Annotated in this window: 19 protein-coding genes; 15 read left to right on the top strand and 4 right to left on the bottom strand. The window is 46.9% G+C overall.

The genetic code is table 11. The features are described from left to right. Nucleotides 1–71: 71 nt before the first annotated feature. The 5 genes from ACWPAB_RS01405 (at nucleotide 72) to ACWPAB_RS01385 (ending at nucleotide 4819) form a co-directional block, all read left to right on the top strand. Complete coding sequence (locus ACWPAB_RS01405) at nucleotides 72–812, top strand: RsmE family RNA methyltransferase (RefSeq protein WP_003579272.1); 741 nt, start codon at nucleotides 72–74, stop codon at nucleotides 810–812. A 26-nt stretch (nucleotides 813–838) separates the two neighbouring features. Then, entirely contained in the window at nucleotides 839–1162 is a 324-nt protein-coding gene (locus ACWPAB_RS01400) for a hypothetical protein (protein ID WP_003565703.1), read from the top strand. Between the two features lie 236 nt (nucleotides 1163–1398). Beyond that, nucleotides 1399–3627 carry a RelA/SpoT family protein gene (locus tag ACWPAB_RS01395; RefSeq protein WP_003579270.1) on the top strand — a complete coding sequence of 743 codons (2229 nt, stop codon included), beginning with the start codon at nucleotides 1399–1401 and terminating at the stop codon, nucleotides 3625–3627. A 119-nt stretch (nucleotides 3628–3746) separates the two neighbouring features. After that, nucleotides 3747–4193, top strand: a complete 447-nt coding sequence (dtd, locus tag ACWPAB_RS01390; protein WP_003565699.1) for a D-aminoacyl-tRNA deacylase — start codon at nucleotides 3747–3749, stop codon at nucleotides 4191–4193. Then, a complete protein-coding gene (locus ACWPAB_RS01385; protein ID WP_011674532.1) occupies nucleotides 4193–4819 on the top strand; it encodes an HAD family hydrolase in 627 nt (208 codons plus the stop codon). Before dtd ends, ACWPAB_RS01385 begins: the two co-directional genes overlap by 1 nt. Before the next feature lie 72 nt (nucleotides 4820–4891). Here the strand turns inward: ACWPAB_RS01385 and ACWPAB_RS01380 are convergent, their stop codons facing one another. After that, on the bottom strand, nucleotides 4892–6214 hold the full coding sequence (locus tag ACWPAB_RS01380; RefSeq protein ID WP_003579266.1) for an N-acetylmuramoyl-L-alanine amidase: 1323 nt from the start codon (nucleotides 6212–6214) through the stop codon (nucleotides 4892–4894). Between the two features lie 138 nt (nucleotides 6215–6352). Continuing rightward, nucleotides 6353–6793, bottom strand: a complete 441-nt coding sequence (locus ACWPAB_RS01375; protein WP_003579264.1) for an HIT family protein — start codon at nucleotides 6791–6793, stop codon at nucleotides 6353–6355. A 245-nt stretch (nucleotides 6794–7038) separates the two neighbouring features. Between ACWPAB_RS01375 and ACWPAB_RS01370 the strand changes: the two genes are divergently transcribed. The 3 genes from ACWPAB_RS01370 to ACWPAB_RS01360 are packed head-to-tail and all read left to right on the top strand — an operon-like array spanning nucleotide 7039 to nucleotide 9930. Continuing rightward, entirely contained in the window at nucleotides 7039–7914 is an 876-nt protein-coding gene (locus ACWPAB_RS01370) for an ABC transporter ATP-binding protein (protein ID WP_003605204.1), read from the top strand. Then, the gene (locus ACWPAB_RS01365; protein WP_003584496.1) at nucleotides 7911–9416 is read left to right on the top strand and encodes an ABC transporter permease; all 1506 of its coding nucleotides are present in this window, start codon (nucleotides 7911–7913) and stop codon (nucleotides 9414–9416) included. The genes ACWPAB_RS01370 and ACWPAB_RS01365 overlap by 4 nt, the downstream gene beginning before the upstream one ends. Nucleotides 9417–9432: 16 nt before the next feature. Continuing rightward, the gene (locus tag ACWPAB_RS01360) at nucleotides 9433–9930 is read left to right on the top strand and encodes a zinc-binding dehydrogenase (protein WP_003579258.1); all 498 of its coding nucleotides are present in this window, start codon (nucleotides 9433–9435) and stop codon (nucleotides 9928–9930) included. 50 nt (nucleotides 9931–9980) lie between these two features. Here ACWPAB_RS01360 and ACWPAB_RS01355 read toward each other — a convergent pair whose 3' ends face one another. Further along, nucleotides 9981–10307 carry an inorganic diphosphatase gene (locus ACWPAB_RS01355; protein WP_003579256.1) on the bottom strand — a complete coding sequence of 109 codons (327 nt, stop codon included), beginning with the start codon at nucleotides 10305–10307 and terminating at the stop codon, nucleotides 9981–9983. A 519-nt stretch (nucleotides 10308–10826) separates the two neighbouring features. On the opposite strand from ACWPAB_RS01355, the gene hisS reads away from it, so the two are divergent. The 5 genes from hisS (at nucleotide 10827) to ACWPAB_RS01330 (ending at nucleotide 16493) form a co-directional block, all read left to right on the top strand. Further along, nucleotides 10827–12110 carry a histidine--tRNA ligase gene (hisS, locus tag ACWPAB_RS01350; protein ID WP_003579255.1) on the top strand — a complete coding sequence of 428 codons (1284 nt, stop codon included), beginning with the start codon at nucleotides 10827–10829 and terminating at the stop codon, nucleotides 12108–12110. Nucleotide 12111: 1 nt separating this feature from the next. Beyond that, nucleotides 12112–13917 carry an aspartate--tRNA ligase gene (gene aspS, locus ACWPAB_RS01345; RefSeq protein ID WP_003565683.1) on the top strand — a complete coding sequence of 602 codons (1806 nt, stop codon included), beginning with the start codon at nucleotides 12112–12114 and terminating at the stop codon, nucleotides 13915–13917. 88 nt (nucleotides 13918–14005) lie between these two features. Further along, entirely contained in the window at nucleotides 14006–14458 is a 453-nt protein-coding gene (msrB, locus tag ACWPAB_RS01340) for a peptide-methionine (R)-S-oxide reductase MsrB (protein ID WP_076665418.1), read from the top strand. A gap of 91 nt (nucleotides 14459–14549) precedes the next feature. After that, on the top strand, nucleotides 14550–15470 hold the full coding sequence (locus tag ACWPAB_RS01335; RefSeq protein ID WP_003565679.1) for a YitT family protein: 921 nt from the start codon (nucleotides 14550–14552) through the stop codon (nucleotides 15468–15470). Nucleotides 15471–15605: 135 nt separating this feature from the next. Then, the gene (locus tag ACWPAB_RS01330) at nucleotides 15606–16493 is read left to right on the top strand and encodes a deoxyribonuclease IV (RefSeq protein WP_003584492.1); all 888 of its coding nucleotides are present in this window, start codon (nucleotides 15606–15608) and stop codon (nucleotides 16491–16493) included. Here ACWPAB_RS01330 and ACWPAB_RS01325 read toward each other — a convergent pair. Then, nucleotides 16490–17320, bottom strand: a complete 831-nt coding sequence (locus ACWPAB_RS01325; RefSeq protein WP_003579250.1) for a pyruvate, water dikinase regulatory protein — start codon at nucleotides 17318–17320, stop codon at nucleotides 16490–16492. The genes ACWPAB_RS01330 and ACWPAB_RS01325 overlap by 4 nt on opposite strands. Before the next feature lie 303 nt (nucleotides 17321–17623). Between ACWPAB_RS01325 and rpsU the strand changes: the two genes are divergently transcribed. Next, a complete protein-coding gene (gene rpsU, locus ACWPAB_RS01320) occupies nucleotides 17624–17800 on the top strand; it encodes a 30S ribosomal protein S21 (RefSeq protein WP_003565673.1) in 177 nt (58 codons plus the stop codon). A 28-nt stretch (nucleotides 17801–17828) separates the two neighbouring features. Beyond that, entirely contained in the window at nucleotides 17829–18263 is a 435-nt protein-coding gene (locus ACWPAB_RS01315; RefSeq protein WP_003565671.1) for a GatB/YqeY domain-containing protein, read from the top strand. Nucleotides 18264–18504 lie beyond the last annotated feature (241 nt).

Raw genomic sequence — 18504 nt, 5'->3', positions numbered from 1 at the left:
ATTCTGATCAAGGTTCTAATGTGCAGCTTTTTGCGCTAGTGCTTGCGATTCGTTTATGAGGAGGACATCAGATGCAGCGGTATTTTACCGATCAAAAACTTAAAACCGGTGACGTTGTTCAGTTAGATGCGACCATTGCCAAACATGCGATCAAAGTGCTGCGTCAGGATATTGGTGATCGGTTCGAACTCGTTGACCCCATGCACCACGCATATTTGGCAATCATTCAGCAGTCGTCGCCGCTACAGGTCGCGATTGATGAAGACATAACTAAAAAAGTTGAACTGCCACTGGCTGTGGAAGTTGTCTGTGGTGTCAGCAAAGGGGACAAATCAGAATGGATCGTTCAAAAAGCTACTGAGCTGGGTGCCGACAAAATCGGTTTTTTCAATGCCCAGTGGGGAACGGCACGGTGGCCGGCGGAACGGGTTGTTAAAAAAATCGCCCGTTTACAGGAAATTGCTAAAAATGCTGCCGAACAAAGTCATCGAAACCGGGTTCCAGATGTGACGATGTATGCTAAGCTAAATCAGGTAGGGCAGACTGCCGAGGCGAAATTGGTCGCTTATGAGGAAAGTGCCAAACAAGGTGAGCATGGTGCCTTAATCTCGGCGCTATCGCCTCGGCCTGCTTCGTTGTGTGTGGTTTTTGGTCCAGAAGGCGGCCTTGCACCAGAAGAATTATCAGTTTTAACGGGGCAGGGGTTTATTGCTGCAGGATTAGGGCCGCGCATTTTACGTGCAGAAACTGCACCGCTTTACTTGCTTAGTGCCGTGTCGGTTTTAACAGAATTACAAGCAACATCTATATAAGTGTCATTAAAGGAGAACATTTTCATATGAGTCGTATTCTCAATTGGGTCAAAGTGCCCCGCAACAGTGTTATTAGTTGGAGCATTCTGATCACCTTGATTTTACCGTGGCTATTTCCGTTATTTCATATCAGCACAGCGATTCGTGTCGGTGTTTTGTTTATTCTCATCGATATGTTCAGTGCTTGGTGGATTGGTAAGATGATTCATCGGCATCATTTGGCTTGGTGGTGGTTATTCGTTCTGCCAGTTTTATTTGCCGCCATGGTTTTTTTGCGTTATCAATGGTATGGCTATTTCTTTGTGCCGGTCTATATTTTGCTCAGTCTGCTCGCAATGGCAAAGGACTAGCATTTTTACATAGAATCGTTATAATTTAAGGGTAATCTAAGAAAAGTGAACCGTCACGCACACTGCTTTTTGAAAACGGTGTGTTGAGATAAAAGCGCGCACTGACGCGAAACAGCAAGCGTAGCGAAGCGGCGATAAGCGTGTTGCCTAAGATTCTTTTGGCAGGTGCTTATCGCCCTTCTCATAATATCAGCGTGCGCGTGCCTGTGAAGGCGTGGAATTCAGGAGGGAATAGAATGGCCGAAGAAGTTGAACTCACCCAACCGGATGTCATGAAGTTGTGTAAGGCTTACATGAACCCTGAACACTTGGCATTCGTCGAAAAGGCCTACAAGTTTGCCGCATATGTTCATAAGGATCAGGTTCGCAAATCTGGCGAGCCGTACATTATCCATCCCATTCAGGTGGCAGGGATTCTCGCTGAATTAAAAATGGATCCAGCAACAGTCGCATCTGGTTATTTGCATGATGTCGTCGAAGATACCAATATTACTTTGGGCGATATTGAAGAAGTGTTTGGTCATGATGTTGCCGTCATTGTGGATGGCGTCACCAAGTTAAGCAAAGTGACCTATGTTGCCCATAAAGATGAGCTGGCAGAAAACCATCGAAAAATGTTGCTGGCAATGGCCAAGGATCTACGGGTCATTATGGTGAAGCTGGCTGATCGGCTGCACAATATGCGGACGCTGCAACATTTGCGGCCTGATAAGCAACGACGAATTGCCAACGAAACATTGGAGATTTACGCACCCTTAGCTGATCGTTTAGGGATCAGTACCATCAAATGGGAACTCGAAGATCTATCGTTGCGATATCTCAATCCGCAACAGTACTATCGCATTGCCCACTTGATGAATAGTAAGCGGACCGAACGTGAAGCTTATATTCAGGAAGCCATCGACGAAATCGAAAAGGCCTTGACTGATTTACACATCAAATATGAGATATACGGTCGGCCAAAGCACATCTATTCAATTTACAAAAAAATGCGCGACAAGCATAAGCAGTTCGATGAACTCTATGACTTGTTGGCCATTCGGGTGATTACCGAGACGATCAAAGACTGTTATGCAGTTCTTGGCGCCATTCATACTAAGTGGAAGCCGATGCCTGGGCGATTCAAGGATTATATTGCAATGCCCAAGGCAAACTTGTATCAAAGTATTCATACCACGGTGATTGGACCGATGGGTAAGCCGCTTGAAGTTCAGATTCGCACCGAAGAAATGCACCATGTGGCTGAATATGGTGTTGCGGCACATTGGGCTTATAAAGAAGGCCAGACCAGCAAGGTTGAGTACGATAAGACCGGTAAGAAACTCGACATTTTCCGTGAAATTCTGGAGCTTCAAGATGAAACCAGCGATGCTGCCGATTTTATGGAAAGTGTCAAAGGCGATATCTTCACGGATCGGGTTTACGTTTTCACGCCTAAAGGTGATGTCTATGAGCTGCCTAAGGGGAGTAATCCGTTAGATTTTGGCTACCTTGTGCACACCGAGGTTGGTAATCACACGGTCGGTGCTAAGGTCAATGGCAAAATCGTACCGCTGAATTATGTTTTGAAAAACGGTGATATTGTCGAGATGTTAACGGCTAGCGGCAGTGCGCCAAGCCGCGACTGGATCAAGCTGGTCTTCACTTCACGGGCTCGCAATAAAATCAAGCGCTATTTTAAACAGGCTGATAAAAGCGAGAATGCTGAAAAAGGCCGTGATATGCTGGAACGTGAACTTTTGGACGAAGGTTACGTGCCAAAAGATTTCTTGACCAAGGAAAATATGACAGGCTTGATGCAGCGCCTCAATTTTCAAACGGTTGACGAATTGATGAGTTCAATTGGTTACGGCGAATATACCCCGAAAGTCATCGCCAATCGTTTGACGGAGAAATTCCGGCATGACAAGGCTGAAAAAGACCGGAAGGCTAAAGAAGCCGAAATTCTGTCCAAGAATCAAAAGGTTACGACGGTTTCAAGCGACAAACATCAGCAGCCGCAAACCCATTCTGAAGATGGCGTTGTCATCGAAGGCGTGGATAACCTGCTGGTGCATCTTGCGAAGTGTTGCATGCCTGTCCCTGGTGACGCGATCGTTGGCTATGTCACAAAGGGTCGCGGGGTCACCGTGCATCGCGCCGATTGCCCGAATGTGCAAAGTTCCGGTGAAATGGCCGGCCGGTTGATTGATGTCCGCTGGGAGAATGAAGAAGCCCAAAAGCAGCTTTTTGATACTGACTTGGAAATCTACGGTTATAATCGCAGCGGTTTACTGAGTGATGTGTTGCAGGTTCTAAATGCCCAGACCAAGGCGTTAAACAACATTAACGGCCGGGTTGACCATGACAAAATGGCTGACATTCACGTGACAGTGGGGGTACGCAATCTTGCTCATTTGGATAAATTGATGGATGCAGTCAAAAATGTGCCGGATATTTATGAAGTAAAGCGCGCCAATGGCTGATTTTAGGGCTGGTTGACGATAAAAATGCTGTTTGCTCAAGACAGGTGGTCAGAAATCTGCTACCGTATTGAGTAAGCAGCTTTTTTGATCATGCTAAGCAAATAAAGGGGATTGAATTCATGCGCGCAGTGGTACAACGAAGTCTTGAAGCAAAAGTGACAATTGAAGGCAATACAGTCGGTACAATTGACCACGGGTTTGTGGTTTTACTCGGTGTCGGACCAACTGATACGGAAGCCGACAGTGATTATTTGGCGGAAAAAATTAGCAAGCTACGGGTGTTCAGTGATCCAGTCGGCAAAATGAACTTGGCTTTAGCTGATGTAGGTGGCCAAGTGCTATCGATTTCGCAGTTCACGTTGTATGCTGACACTCACCGCGGCAATCGGCCGAGTTTTACTGGAGCTGCTGATCCGGCATTAGGTGATCGTTTGTATCAAGCCTTCAATGCCAAACTCAAAGCTTTAGGTGTGCCTGTTGCAACTGGTGAGTTCGGTGGCGATATGCAGGTGAGCCTGACAAATGACGGGCCAGTTACGATTTTATTTGATACGGAGGCGAAATGATGCTAGTCAATGCCATCTGGGATTTTGACGGGACCTTGTATGATTCCTACCCGGGGATGATGAAAGCGTTAGGTGCTTTGGTGACAGACAACGGTGGTCACTTTGATTTAGCCGCTTTGTATCGAACAACCAAAGAGACTTCAATCAAACAATTTTTGACGACATTTGGGGCACAGATCGGCCGCAGTGTGACCGATTTGGAGGCTGATTACCACCATCGGGCTGCGGCTTATTTGCAGGATATCAAACCTTACCCGACTGCCTTAGCTGTTTTGCGAGCGATCAAGTCGCAAGGCGGGAATAATCTTTTGTTGACGCACCGCGACCACAGTGCTTGGAAAATATTGGCCAAGGATCATGCTGCTGATTTGTTTTTGGGTGGCGTGGATGCCGATTTAGATTTGCCACGCAAGCCGGCACCAGATTCAATTCAGTATCTGCTCAAACGATTTCAGCTAAATCCGGCTGTCACAGCGATGATTGGTGATCGCTCATTGGATGTTGACGCTGGCATTAACGCTGGCGTCAAAACGATCTACTTTAACGTTGACGGCTTGAACGCCGCACCGCAAGCTGATTTTCAGGTGGATCATCTGGAAGAGATCCCGCCATTATTCCGCGTTTAAAAGTTATTATCGACTCTAAAAAAGGTCCTGCATTGAAGTTGTAAACTCAATGTCAGGACCTTTTTTAGTTCATCACTGATGATTGCCTGCCTTAAAGTAGGCGTTTAGGCCATTTACAATATCGGTAGCAATCTTGGACTGATAGCTCGGATCTTTGATTTGACGGAAATCTTTATCGTTGTTGATGTAACCCATCTCGTTCAGAATAGCAGGTTGTTTATTATCACGCAGGACTTCGAAATTGCCAAAGGCGACACCGCGGTTTTCCAGCGGAAGGCCGCTGAAAGCACTGTTGACGGACTTGGCCAAGGCAAGGTCTTTTTTGCTGTCGTAGTAATAGGTGGTGATCCCAGATGCTGAATTCTTGGATGGACTGGAGTCAAAATGGAAAGAGATGAAAGCATCCGCGTGAGCATTGTTGGCAGTATTTGGTCGAGGTGCTAAATCAACGAAAGTATCCGTTGTACGGGTCATAATGACATTGGCACCAGCCGCGCGTAAAGCGTTAGCAACTAAATTGGCCGTCTTAAGCGTGTATGTTTTTTCATAGTCGGTGCCATCATTGGCAATCGCACCAGTGTCGGAGCCGCCGTGACCTGGATCAAGGACAATCGTAGCCTCTGACAGTTTTGTAGCGGCTTTTTGCGTTTGCCCGTCATTTGGTGCGCTGACGGTCCAGCTCGCAACGTAGCCAGTTTTGCCATCTGGTGCCGTGACCGCATACCAATCATCTTGTTGTTTAGAGACCGTCAGTTCGGTGCCTTTGTCTAGCTTTTCAACCGAAGGCGCATTGATACCGGCAGCATTGCGAAGGTTGGTCATCGTATTGGTTGTTACCTTCAGCGCCGGCGCACTTTTCTCGGTTGCCAACGCCGTTTGCGCAGGCTGGGCTAAATTGGTGGTTTGGCCGGTTAACTGAACGCTGCTGCTGGTGATCCATGCAGCCGTGGTGTTGTACGCAATCTGAGTCCAAGCGCCTTCTTGATAGACGACCTTGACGCTGTCGCCGGCATTTAGCGAACCTAGTTGTTTTGCATTTTGACTGGCATATTCACGGACGTTAACCGGTTGATCAACCGTTGCCACTTTGGCCTGTGAAGTTGCTGCTTCACTTTGATCCACCAACCAAGAGGCAACCCAGCCGATTTTATTACCAGCTAGTCGGACTTGATACCAGGAGTTTTTCGCACCGATAATCGACAGTTCATTACCGGATTTCACTTGTCCCATAATTGAATATGCCAAACCAGGACCTAACCGCACGTTGACGGTATCTGCCTTGACAGTCATGTATTGTGTGTTGGCCATTACACTGGTTGTTGCAACACCAACGCCGAAAAGTAGCGCCACCAGAACGACCAGCGGCCATTTTTTTAATTGTCCAATTTTCTTCATGAGCCCACCATTTTCTGAAGATAGTTAATCCTATTATAGCAAATCGCATTAGAAAAAGTGGCGTAATCACGTTTAAGTTGCGTTAAGGACTAGACAACAAGACAATTCGGAATAACCCTTACCAGTCGGATCGGGCGCTTATGCCAAAAGAAACTGAGTGATTTTTTGCCGAATCGCATCATGCTTGGCCGGGTTGTATTGATATTTTGGATCGTGCCAATGATCCGGGGTGTATAACCAAACAGGTTTAGCAAGTCGCTCCGCGGATTCCGTTTTGTATCGTGGAAACACATGGGCATGTAAAAAATTATCTGTATTACCTAAAATATCATAGTTCACTCGGACCGGGTGACAAGCGGCCAAAACCGCATCGCCTAACTGAGCCATGCTTTGTAAGAATAAAGTTCTTGCTGGCTCTTCGAGATGATTGAGATCGATAATATTCTGTTTTGGAAGGAGCACACAGTAACCGGGTAAAAATTGAACATCACCAAATACCGCAAATCCGCCGGGTAGCTCAGCCATGACCATTGGATTGGTACCATCAATGGCTGCTTGGATACGATTATCTTGCCACATAAAGACACTTCCTTGTTTTAGTAGAGTGGGCGCGAAATTAGTGATAGCGTACTGCTGCGGAGCCGAACTGGCAAAGAATTCTAATCTATACGTTTCCCAGATTATTCAGAATCTAATGAATCACAAGTCCAATAAGGAATTATGTCTCATTCTTTTTCAGTCTAAAGACTGACGCCAAGTGCAACTTATGATTGATGTTGCCATAAGTTATTAATTTTAAACTAGTTTCAGGAGGTGCATGTCTCATGTCATTATTTTTGAAAAACGTTGGTCAACGCTTTGGGGATAAACAAGCGTTGACTGGGATAACCGCGACACTTGAAGCCAATGGGGTCATTGGTTTGATTGGACCAAATGGTGCTGGCAAGTCGACTTTACTGAAACTCTTAGCAACTTTGGCAAAACCATCCAGTGGCACGATTTTATTGGATGATGTTGACATTGTCAGGCAACCGCAAAAAATGCGTCAAGTTTTAGGCTATCTGCCACAGCAGGTGCCTTATGATGCACATGTGACCGCATTGGCCTATTTACGCTATATTGCGGCGCTTAAGGGCATTGCTCCTCGCGAGGCGGACCGGCAAATTGTCCAAACGTTAGGACTGCTGCATTTGAATCCCAGCAATTCAACCTTGCTCGGTGATTACTCAGGTGGGATGCGTCAGCGTGTTGGGCTGACTGCTAGTCTTTTAGGTGATCCGCAAGTGGTGATTGTTGATGAACCCACTGTTGGCCTAGACCCAGTTGAACGAATTGCTGTCCGCAATTTATTGAGCAGTCTCGCGCAAACCCGAATTGTCATCATTTCGACCCATATTATTGAAGATGTTGAGGCCATTGCCAGTCAGTTATTATTGCTTACCGATGGACAATTGCATTTTCAAGGCACACCAGCACAATTTCTCGACAAAGCTTCGGGGCACGTTTGGGAATACACACTGCCGCGCAATGCGTCCTTGCCGACAAGTGAGCGAATTAGTGGCATGCAAGAAAGAAGCGATGGTATTCATATTCGCATGATTGCAGACGAGGCGCCGGTGGCGAATGCGGTCATGGTAGCGCCTAACTTAGAAGATGCGACTCTCGATTTCTTTGAAAGTCAGGCGGTGAGGAAAGGATGATGCGACTCATTGCGGTTGATTATCGGGAACGCACCCAACAATTCTCATTTCGTATTTTGGCGGTGATAGCACTTTTTGCTGCTGTCATTCTTGCACCGCGGCCAAAGGGCAATTTTCGGGTATTAGTATTGGATCCACAGTATTTTGCGCAAGCCAATAATCCCACTTGGTTACCAATCGGTGTTGCTTGCGTGTTGTCATTGTTCTTTCCACTTGTGAGCCTTGTGATCGCGCGCCAAGGTATTCATGCTGATCGGGAAAATGGTGTCCTTACATATTTGTTGACGACAAAATTACGACGTTTCCGTTATTTGGCGAGTCAATTTCTGGTTAGCTGCTGCCTATTGTTCACCATTTTAGTCTTGGTGATGCTTGGCAGCGGGCTAATGCTTTTGATCCAATATCCTGGTCAGGGGTTGAGCTTGAGTCAATTTTTGTCACCTTTTTTCAGTCTGGTGCCTGGGATTTTCTTGATTAGCGGCTTAGGGGTTTTGAGTGAGACATTGCCGGGACTGCGAGGACAACTCGGCACCACCGTGTTAGTGATAGCACTTCTGACGTTATATGCCATGATGACTACCATGACTTGGTACAGCCAACTTTTTAACTTTTCGGGTATTGCGTTCTTGATGGCCATGATCCGCCAGTCCGCCATTTCTGCCGGACATCCGCTTAACACGGTGCTGATGCTGGGCGGCAATGATCATTTGAGTCGGATGGGCACACATCAGCTAATTTTTCAGCCGCTGGCGTTAACACAAACAGAATGGTTGGCAATCGGCGGGACGGTGTTGATGAGCATCGTGTTGGTGTTACTGGCTGCCTTTTGTCTGGAGCACCGGCCACTACACCAAAAAACGAACTCAGGCAAATCAAAATTAACTGTCGAGTTGCCAAGGCCAAAAGATCATCGATTTTCTTCAGCCAGAACGGACAATTTTCGCTGGCAACAATTGCTTGGCCAACAGGCACATCGACTTTTCCATTCTCAGAACAAGTGGTGGTGGCTAGTGGCGATCGGTTTATGGCTTCTTGCTTGGGTTGTGCCAGTTGGCAGCTTGCGCGGGATGATTTTGCCGATTCAGTATTTGTGGGCCATGAGTTTCTTCAGTCAAATTGGTTGGCCTGATGATTTGAATGGTTTATCGGCATGGGAAGGTACCGTGAACCATGCGACTCGCCGCGCCATCAACAGCACTTTATGGTTAAGTGTTACCTTTTCGTTACTACTTTTGCTGCCAACCTTGCTGCGGCAGGGAATCGTTGCGTGGCCGTTACTTGGCTGGGCCATCATGTTACCGGTGGTGAGTCTCATGTTGGGTCAGTTGACCAAATCCGGCCAGTGGAGCCAACTGCTAGGGACTGTCATTTTGTTCCTAGTCGTTTGCGGCCTGACTGGACCACTACCGCTGGCGACAAGCATTGTTGGTATGGTGACAGGTGCCGTTTATAGTTTGATTGCTGTGGCCTGCTGGATTGTCATAGAAGTACGCGCAAAGTAGTATGAAGCGTTAAAAAGTGGTGATCATTGGTCCAGTGACAGGTGCCTCTAGGGGCGTAGGGACATATTTGATTCAACTTTTGAAAATGTTCGGTGCACATGTTGAGGCACTGGCTTCACCACCAAACTTTGATTTTCTGAAAAAGCTCGGCGTTGATGACCTAGTTGATTACTCGGCTGATGTCACTACGCAGTTAGCAAATCTGCCACATGCTAATAAGGTGATCGACACAGTGGGACGACTCGATTTACTCGAGGCAATCATTGCGGCCACCCGGCATTTTGATCTGCTGTCGCTTTCAACAACGACATTTCCTGAACATACCCAAGATCAGACATTTCGGTTTGCAAATGGCTCAATTGGGTTAAACGGGTATAAAAGGTTGCTTAACTGGCTCAGCGATGGGACACTTCAGGCGCACGTCCAGACAATCTTACCTGTCGAGCAGATCAAACAAGCGCAGCATCAACTAGTTGAAGAACATTCCCATGGACGCATTTTGATCAAATTTTAAATCAAAAAGTCACCCTTAAAGGTATAAACCTGAGAGTGATTTTGGTGAAATCAGATTAACCGTACCGTCGAGTCAAAATATTGCTCCATAAAATGAATGCGCGCGGCAATTTCAGCTGCCGAGAAAGTTTCGTTTTCAGTGGTGGCGACCCACTTTTCTTCGTTATCATCCGCTCGGTGAACAACAGCAATCAACTTGCCTTCAAATGATTGCAAGGGTTCATTAATCAGATCGGAGACAATGTAGACATCTTGCTTTTCGCCGTCGCCACCGGTAACCGTGGGCACATAGCCGTAATTAATCGGATAAGGCGCATGCGACTTGTCTGAAAAACCGATCGGGCGATCAACTTTAACAAAAACTGATTTACTTGCCATTGCTATAACGCTCCTTGCCTATGCTTGAACATGACTAACATCTTTTTTACTCAGTATTATACAATATCCACAAGCAACAGATTTGTTGAAAATGAACCGTGAAAATCTTGCCAAACGCGTTGACAAAACTTTCAACAAACCGTATGCTTTAAGCAATAACTAAGACCTGTGAAGAAGTAGGATAGATCACTTTAAGCGACCCGGAGATGGTGAAAGCCGGGAACGATCGAAAAGACACTTCTGAGGTGAACAAGTTCCGGAACGCTACCGTTATGGCAAAGAAAAAAACAAGGTGGTACCGTGTCCGCACCCTTCGAGCAATCGAGGGGTGTATTTTTTTAGAGCGCAAAAGGACGCGCTTAGAAACCGGAGTGTAAGTGGCCTTGAGTAGTAGTGACCTGCACTTTGGTCACTACTGCTCAAGGTCCTTACACGCAGGTTTCTGCGTCCTTTTGCGCGTTTCGGAACCAGCACACTTCACCAACTAAATCACAGTGCTTAAACCACAGGAGGCAATCCATGAATTATCAACGCCCAAAAGGCACAGCCGACATATTACCAGGCCAAAGCGAACGCTGGCAGCAAGTTGAAGCCGTAGCTCGCAAAATTTTTGCCCAATACCAGTATCATGAAATCCGCACACCCATTTTTGAAAATGTGGATGTATTCTCGCGTAGCGCGGGGGACACTAGTGATATTGTTACTAAGGAAATGTATACCTTTAAAGACAAAGGTGACCGGATGATGGCTTTACGCCCTGAAGGGACTGCTGGCGTCGTTCGTGCCTATGTAGAAAATAAACTGTATGGTCCTGAACATGCTAAGCCTTATAAGGTTTACTATTTGGGTCCGATGTTTCGATATGAACGGCCTCAGAGTGGTCGGCAACGCCAATTTCATCAAATCGGGGTTGAGGCATTTGGCAGTGATTCACCGGTGTTGGATGCCGAGACGTTGGCTTTGGCAAAACAGTTGCTGGAGGCCCTAGGCGCCAAGCATCTTAAATTTGTGATCAACTCGTTGGGAGATCCAGCAACCCGCCAAGCCTTCCACGCAGCGCTGGTTGACTATTTAACGCCTTTCAAAGATCAGCTTTCTGAAGACTCCAAGGTTCGTTTGGTTAAAAACCCGTTGCGGATCCTTGATAGCAAAGACAAGCATGATCAGGAAATTGTGGCCAATGCCCCATCTATTTTGGATTATTTGACACCGGAGGCACAGCAACATTTTGATCGGGTGAAAACCTTATTGCAGGGATTGGGGATTCCGTTTGAAGTGGATGCCACGATGGTGCGCGGCTTGGACTATTATAATCACACCATTTTTGAAGTCATGTCCGATGATAAGGTGTTTGGCGGTGGCTATACAACGATTTTAGCTGGTGGTCGATACAATGGCTTAGTCGAAGAACTGGGCGGTCCGGAGACACCTGGGATCGGATTTGCCATGGGTGTTGAGCGCCTGATGTTGCTAATGCAAGGCGAATTGCCAACGGCGCAGCCAGATGCGTACATTGTGACCATTGACCAAGGTGCCGATCAAGAGGCCCTGCAAATGCTGACCGCCATTCGTCAACAAGGCTTCACCGGCGAGATGGATTACATGGGACGCAAACCTAAAGGACAGTTTAAGGCTGCCAACAAAGCAAATGCCAAGCTTGTCTTGACGATTGGTGAAAGCGAACGCGCTGCAGGCACTGTTCAAATCAAAAATATGGCCACAGGCGATCAGCAAGCATTCCCCCAAGCTGATGTGCTGGCCGACTTTGGCAAAATCTATACGCAAGTAATGGAGGCAAAATAAAATGAGTAAACGAACCTGTTATGCCGGTGATGTGACCGCCGAGTATGTTGATCAAGAAGTGACACTAAAAGGCTGGGTACAAAAACGTCGCAGTCTGGGTAGTTTGATTTTCATTGACTTGCGTGACCGTGAAGGCATTGTGCAATTAGTCTTCTCTGAAGAATTTGACAAGGATGCTTTAGCTGTGGCGAATTCGGTACGCTCTGAGTACGTCATCGAAGTGCAAGGCGTGGTAAAAAAGCGTAAGCCGCAAGCTGTCAATAAAGATATGAAAACCGGGGACGTGGAAGTTGAAGTTCATACCATCACAATTTTGAACAAAGCTAAAACGCCACCATTTTATATTGAGGACGGTGTGGCCGTCACTGAGGAAACCAAGTTAAAATACCGATACCTGGATTTGCGCCGGCCGGAAATGCAGAAGAATATTTTTACGCGCGCACATATCATGCGCAGCGTGCATCATTTTTTGGACGACAACGGGTTCATTGACGTTGAAACACCGACATTGACCGCCAGCACGCCAGAAGGTGCCCGGGACTATTTGGTGCCGTCACGTGTTTATCCTGGCAGCTTCTACGCACTACCCCAGTCACCGCAATTGTTCAAACAGCTGCTGATGGGTGCTGGGTTCGATCGGTATTATCAAATTGCGCGTTGCTTCCGTGATGAAGACTTGCGTGGTGATCGTCAACCGGAATTTACCCAGATTGACCTTGAAACCAGCTTTCTAACTGCTGAAGAGATTCAGGACATCACAGAAGGCTTGATTGCCAAAGTGATGCATGATGTGAAAGGCATTGATGTCAAGTTGCCATTTGACCGAATTACTTGGCAGGATGCGATGGATAAATACGGTTCTGATAAGCCGGATCTGCGCTTTGACATGCAGATTCAGGATGTGTCTGAACTCGTCAAAGATTCTGATTTCAAAGTCTTTGCCGGTGCTGTTCAAAATGGCGGCCAAGTGCGGGCTATTGTTTTACCAGGCGGCGCTGACAAGTATTCTCGGAAAATGATCGATGCCCAGCAAGACTACATCAAGCGTTTTGGTGCCAAAGGTTTGGCTTGGCTCAAAGTCACGTCAGACGGTATCAGCGGCCCGATTGCCAAATTCTTTGGCGATGGTGCTGACCTCGTGAAAGCTGTTGGCGCTAACGCCGGTGATCTGGTGTTGTTTGTTGCTGACAAGGCCAAGGTGGTCGCAGATGCATTAGGCTATTTACGGACCCATTTTGGCCACGATCTCGGTTTGATTGACGAACAAGCATTTCGCTTTTGCTGGGTCGTTGATTGGCCGCTGTTTGAATATGATGAAGGCATCCAGCGTTGGGTACCGGCGCACCATCCGTTCACAATGCCAAATGAAGAAGACGTTCATTTGCTTGACACTGATCCGCATGCCGCACATGCTCAAAGTTACGACATCGTGCTCAACGGTTACGAATTAGGTGGCGGTTCCATTCGTATTCATAACCGCGAGATTCAGGAAAAAATGCTCAAGGCGCTCGGGTTCACCCCAGAACGAGCCCAAAAGAGTTTTGGCTTCCTGCTAAATGCCTTAGACTACGGGTTCCCGCCGCATGGTGGTCTAGCTATTGGACTCGATCGGTTTGTCATGCTGCTAACAGGCCGCGATAACATTCGCGATGTGATTGCTTTCCCGAAGAACAGCAAGGCTAGTGAACCGATGACCAGTGCGCCATATCCCGTTGCTGATGCACAATTAAAAGATCTCGGTATCGAAGTTCGAGCCGATGTTGATCCTGAAAAGGAACATGAAGGCGACGAAAACCTAACTGAGTAAACGTTACTTTAAAAAATGCCAGCCACAATTAAGTTGCTGACAATTAAAACACCTCCCGCTATAATGAAGACAGCGGGAGGTGTTTTAATTGTCAGATCAATTTGAAAAGGAAAGCAAAAAGGACTTGAAAAAGCGCTTGTCACCAGAGGCTTATGCGGTGACACAGGAAGCAGCGACAGAGCGGCCGTTTACTGGCGAGTACGATGACTTTTATCAAGATGGCATCTATGTCGACATTGTTAGTGGTGAACCGTTATTCTCATCGCAGGACAAGTACGATGCCGGCTGCGGCTGGCCGTCATTCACCAAGCCAATCAGCAAACTGGCTGAGCACCGCGACCAAAGTTTTGGCATGGAACGTGTTGAAGTGCGCAGCCCATCTGCCGAGTCGCATTTAGGCCACGTCTTCACAGACGGCCCAGCTGCTAAAGGCGGGTTGCGCTATTGCATCAACTCAGCTGCGTTTCGGTTTATTCCAGTGGCCGACTTAGAAAAAGAAGGTTACGGGGATTATCGACATCTCTTTAAGTCTGTTCATTAAAATGTTTTAAAAAGACCATGGTAGCAATACAGGACCGCCCTTGTTATACTTGATGCGCGACTTATTACGGGTGACAGGGAGCGGTTTTTGTATGGAAGAGATTGATAAGCTGATTAGACGACACCAAAATTGGTCACGGCTATCAGCGGCTTTTTTCTATAGTATTTGTGTGGCAGTGGCGCTGAATATGTTCTGGGAACCAGGTGGGGTTTTTGCCAGCGGGGTGACTGGACTAGCGCAGTTATTGGCAACGATCGTGCGAAAGTGGTTTAATTTCTCGATTGCATTGCCTTTTGTATCGTTATCAACAACAGATCTTTTTTCAACCGGGACGCTGCTTTTCTTCCTGAACGTCCCGTTGTTTGTGTTAGCATGGAAAGCCATTGGCCATCGGTTCACTTTTTTCACGTTCTTGGCGGTCATTTTTTCAACCATTATGATTCGGGTGCTCGGCGTGCTTACACCGCTTACTAAAGACCCGATTGTCTGCGGGATCTTCGGAGCGGTCGTTAACGGTCTCGGAACGGGGTTCGCCTTGCGGAATAATATTTCAACCGGTGGGATTGATATCCTCGGCATTGTTTTGCGAAAACGCACAGGCCGAACGGTTGGGACAATCAATATCATGTTCAATATTTTGATTATCTTCTTCGCCGGATTTGTCAATGACTGGCCGCATGCGCTGTATTCTGCTTTGGCGATCTTTATCAATGGCCGGGTCATGGATTCGCTTTACACGCGGCAGCAACGACTTCAAGTTATGATTGTCACGGCCCGGCCGCGACAGGTCGTGAATGAGATTCAGAATTCAATGCGGCGTGGCATCACAATTGTTCACGATGCAGAAGGTGCCTTTCATCACGAGGAAAAGACGATTCTGTTCACCATCATTTCGCGGGCAGAAATGTATGATTTAGAACAAGCCATGCGCCACAGTGATCCTTATGCATTCGTCTCGATCACGGATTCGGTCAAAATTCTGGGTCATTTTTATGAGCCGAAAACGGATTAAGACCATCAGATTTAGCCCGGAGCGATTCCGGGCTTTTTCATTGGCAAGCCGTGCCTGTCGGAATCGTTCAACGTATCCGACATCGGCAGGTCACCTTGTCAAAATCAAAAACGAACAATTAATTAGGAGGGAAACATGTTAATAGGAGCTAACGTCAGTATGAAAGGGTCAAAAATGTTGCTTGGTGCCGTTGAAGAAGCCGCCAGTTATATGGCTAACACGCTTCAATTCTATACGGGGGCACCGCAAAACACGCGGCGCAAACCAACTAGCGAAATGATGATTCCTGAAGGGCTAGCAGCGATGACGGAAGACGGCATTAGTCATACTGTGATTCATGCCCCGTATATCGTTAATCTCGGCAACACCAAGAAACCGGAAAACTTTACATTTGCGGTGCAGTTCATGCGAGAAGAAGTCGCTCGAGCAGATGCTCTTCATGCCTATACCATGCCTTTTCATCCCGGTGCGCATGTCGGCGCTGGTCCGGAAGCAGCGATTCAACAAATTATCAAAGGGCTTAATGAGATCATTGATCCTAATCAAAAAGTGACCATTGCCTTGGAAACAATGGCTGGCAAAGGCACGGAGATCGGGCGCTCTTTTGATGAATTAGCTGCCATTATTGATGGTGTGACACATAACGAAAAGCTTCGGGTAACCTTTGATACCTGTCATACCAATGATGCTGGCTATGATATCAAAAACGACTTTGACGGTGTTCTCAACGCGTTTGATCACATCATTGGCCTTGATCGACTCAGTGTGATTCATGTGAATGACTCGAAAAATCCCCAAGGCAGTCATAAAGATCGGCATGCCAACATTGGCTTTGGCACGATCGGGTTTGACGCCTTAAACAAGATCGCTCATCACCCAGCCTTGACCGAATTACCCAAGATACTCGAAACCCCGTATGTTGGTCCTGACAAAAAACATCAGGTACCGCCATACGGGGCAGAAATCAAATGGCTAAAAACAGGGGACTTTCAGCCCGATGAGTTACGCCACTTGATGGTTTAATGGGTTTCAGTATTATCAAATTCATCGAGACCCATGTGTTCCAAAATAAGCGTTGCTGTTTCTTCAATCGATCGGTGGGCGGTGTTGATCACCATGCAGCCGATTTTTTTGTACAGATCTTCCGCAAACTTGAGTTCTTGATTGACTTGATCGCGTGCTGAATAAGCGGTGTCGGGATTCAAGCCATAGGCAATCATTCGCTGGCGCCGGAATTCCATCAAAACAGAGGCATCCGTGGTTAAACCAACAATCTTCTTCGGGTCAACTGACCAGATCTCTTCAGGAATATGGGCGTTAGGTACCAGCGGCAAGTTGGCCACTTTAAGGTTGCGATTAGCGAGAAACAATGACAATGGTGTTTTACTCGTTCGCGAAACGCCAAGCAAAACGATATCTGCCTCGAGAAAGCCTTTCGGGTCTTTGCCGTCATCATACAGCACCGCGAATTCCATAGCTGAGATGCGGTCAAAATACCGTTCATTAAGATCATGAACAGCGCCGGGAACGTGATTTGGTTCCTCATGCGTAATTGTCTTAATCCCGCTTAAAATTGGCGACATCACATCAATGGCAATCACGCCTTGATCTTTGGCATAATGCGTTGCAAGTTGAGCAAAGCCTGATGTCACGAAGGTCATGATTGCCAAGGCATTTTCCTTCTTGGCCTCATCAAGCGCGCTGTAAATCTTTTCTTCCGTATGAATAAATGGGAACCGGACATAATGTGCCTCAAAGTTGGGAAACTGTGCCGCGACAGCTTGCGCCAACCGCAAGCCAGTTTCGCCAACCGAGTCCGACATGATATATAAATTTAATTCTTGCGTCATACTGCCACCTCATTACTTAGATAACGCTATCATAGCATATTTACCAACTAAACAGGAGCGGTTAGCCGACGACCAATGGTGACAAGCGTGTCTAGACCAGTTAGCTATTTAAGGTCGACCATTTGCTGATGCTAGGGATTTTACGCCAAAAACAACTAAAAAACTTAACAGAACAGGGCAAGTTTATTCAAAAATGTGAAATCGCTTATTGACGCGTGGTTGCTAGTTTTGTATACTAATAAACGAACTATTGGCTATGATATCCGTCAGTGGTTACACAAGTGTCGGAGGGAGGGATATCACATGGCTAAGACAGTTGTTAAGAAAAACGAATCTCTCGATGACGCTCTTCGGCGCTTCAAGCGTACTGTATCCAAGTCGGGTACACTCGCTGAATACCGCAAGCGTGAGTTCTACGAGAAGCCTAGCGTACGCCGCAAGCTGAAGTCAGAAGCTGCACGTAAGCGTAAGAAGTTTTAATTAAAGGACTTGGTGAATAGTGGCTTTAATGGATGAGCTTAACGCTCAGATGAAACAAAGCATGTTAGCCAAGGACAAAGTGACGTTGAGCGTCGTCCGGATGTTGAAGACGGCTTTGGTCAATGAAAAGATTAAACTCGGCCACGACCTTTCTGAAGAGGAAGAAAAGAGCGTTCTTGCGACTGAACTTAAACAGCGCAAGGAAAGCGTTTCTGAATTTACAAAAGGCGGTCGTGATGATCTTGTTCAACAAACCGAAGCTGAAATCAAGGTCGTCGAACGTTTTTTACCAGCCCAGTTAAACAAAGCCCAAGTCGGTGACATCGTTGATGCAACTATCAAGGAAGTTGGCGCCAAGGGTAAGCAAGACTTCGGCAAAGTGATGAAGACGTTGATGCCAAAAGTCAAAGGCCAAGCAGATGGCAGTCTTGTCAGCAGCGTGGTCAAAGAAAAACTTAGTTAACGACAAAGCCGGTGCAATAGCCGGCTTTTTTATATGGGTTTTGTGGGTGAATGGCGTGCGTGGTGATCAGATAAGGGTGCTGATTTTGCTGACGAATGGGTTTGCGTTGAATATCGTCTAACTGTGGTCAGGCGATTGCTTCACGCTTTGCTTGGAAACGCGCGAGCAGGCGCAGAAACCTGCACATAAGGACCTTGAGACTAAATGACCAAAGACCGGTCATTTAGTCTCAAGGCCACTT

Source organism: Lacticaseibacillus sp. 30 (genome assembly GCF_053819265.1).
This window is presented reverse-complemented; position numbering and strand designations above follow the sequence as displayed.

Coding starts and splice junctions, on each gene's coding strand:
- ACWPAB_RS01325 (WP_003579250.1), bottom strand. CDS start 17,320: ATGACGCAAGAATTAAATTTATATATCATGTCGGACTCGGTTGGCGAA.
- ACWPAB_RS01405 (WP_003579272.1), top strand. CDS start 72: ATGCAGCGGTATTTTACCGATCAAAAACTTAAAACCGGTGACGTTGTT.
- rpsU (WP_003565673.1), top strand. CDS start 17,624: ATGGCTAAGACAGTTGTTAAGAAAAACGAATCTCTCGATGACGCTCTT.
- ACWPAB_RS01400 (WP_003565703.1), top strand. CDS start 839: ATGAGTCGTATTCTCAATTGGGTCAAAGTGCCCCGCAACAGTGTTATT.
- dtd (WP_003565699.1), top strand. CDS start 3,747: ATGCGCGCAGTGGTACAACGAAGTCTTGAAGCAAAAGTGACAATTGAA.
- ACWPAB_RS01330 (WP_003584492.1), top strand. CDS start 15,606: ATGTTAATAGGAGCTAACGTCAGTATGAAAGGGTCAAAAATGTTGCTT.
- aspS (WP_003565683.1), top strand. CDS start 12,112: ATGAGTAAACGAACCTGTTATGCCGGTGATGTGACCGCCGAGTATGTT.
- hisS (WP_003579255.1), top strand. CDS start 10,827: ATGAATTATCAACGCCCAAAAGGCACAGCCGACATATTACCAGGCCAA.
- ACWPAB_RS01370 (WP_003605204.1), top strand. CDS start 7,039: ATGTCATTATTTTTGAAAAACGTTGGTCAACGCTTTGGGGATAAACAA.
- ACWPAB_RS01365 (WP_003584496.1), top strand. CDS start 7,911: ATGATGCGACTCATTGCGGTTGATTATCGGGAACGCACCCAACAATTC.
- ACWPAB_RS01335 (WP_003565679.1), top strand. CDS start 14,550: ATGGAAGAGATTGATAAGCTGATTAGACGACACCAAAATTGGTCACGG.
- ACWPAB_RS01315 (WP_003565671.1), top strand. CDS start 17,829: ATGGATGAGCTTAACGCTCAGATGAAACAAAGCATGTTAGCCAAGGAC.
- ACWPAB_RS01395 (WP_003579270.1), top strand. CDS start 1,399: ATGGCCGAAGAAGTTGAACTCACCCAACCGGATGTCATGAAGTTGTGT.
- ACWPAB_RS01385 (WP_011674532.1), top strand. CDS start 4,193: ATGCTAGTCAATGCCATCTGGGATTTTGACGGGACCTTGTATGATTCC.
- ACWPAB_RS01375 (WP_003579264.1), bottom strand. CDS start 6,793: ATGTGGCAAGATAATCGTATCCAAGCAGCCATTGATGGTACCAATCCA.
- ACWPAB_RS01380 (WP_003579266.1), bottom strand. CDS start 6,214: ATGAAGAAAATTGGACAATTAAAAAAATGGCCGCTGGTCGTTCTGGTG.
- ACWPAB_RS01355 (WP_003579256.1), bottom strand. CDS start 10,307: ATGGCAAGTAAATCAGTTTTTGTTAAAGTTGATCGCCCGATCGGTTTT.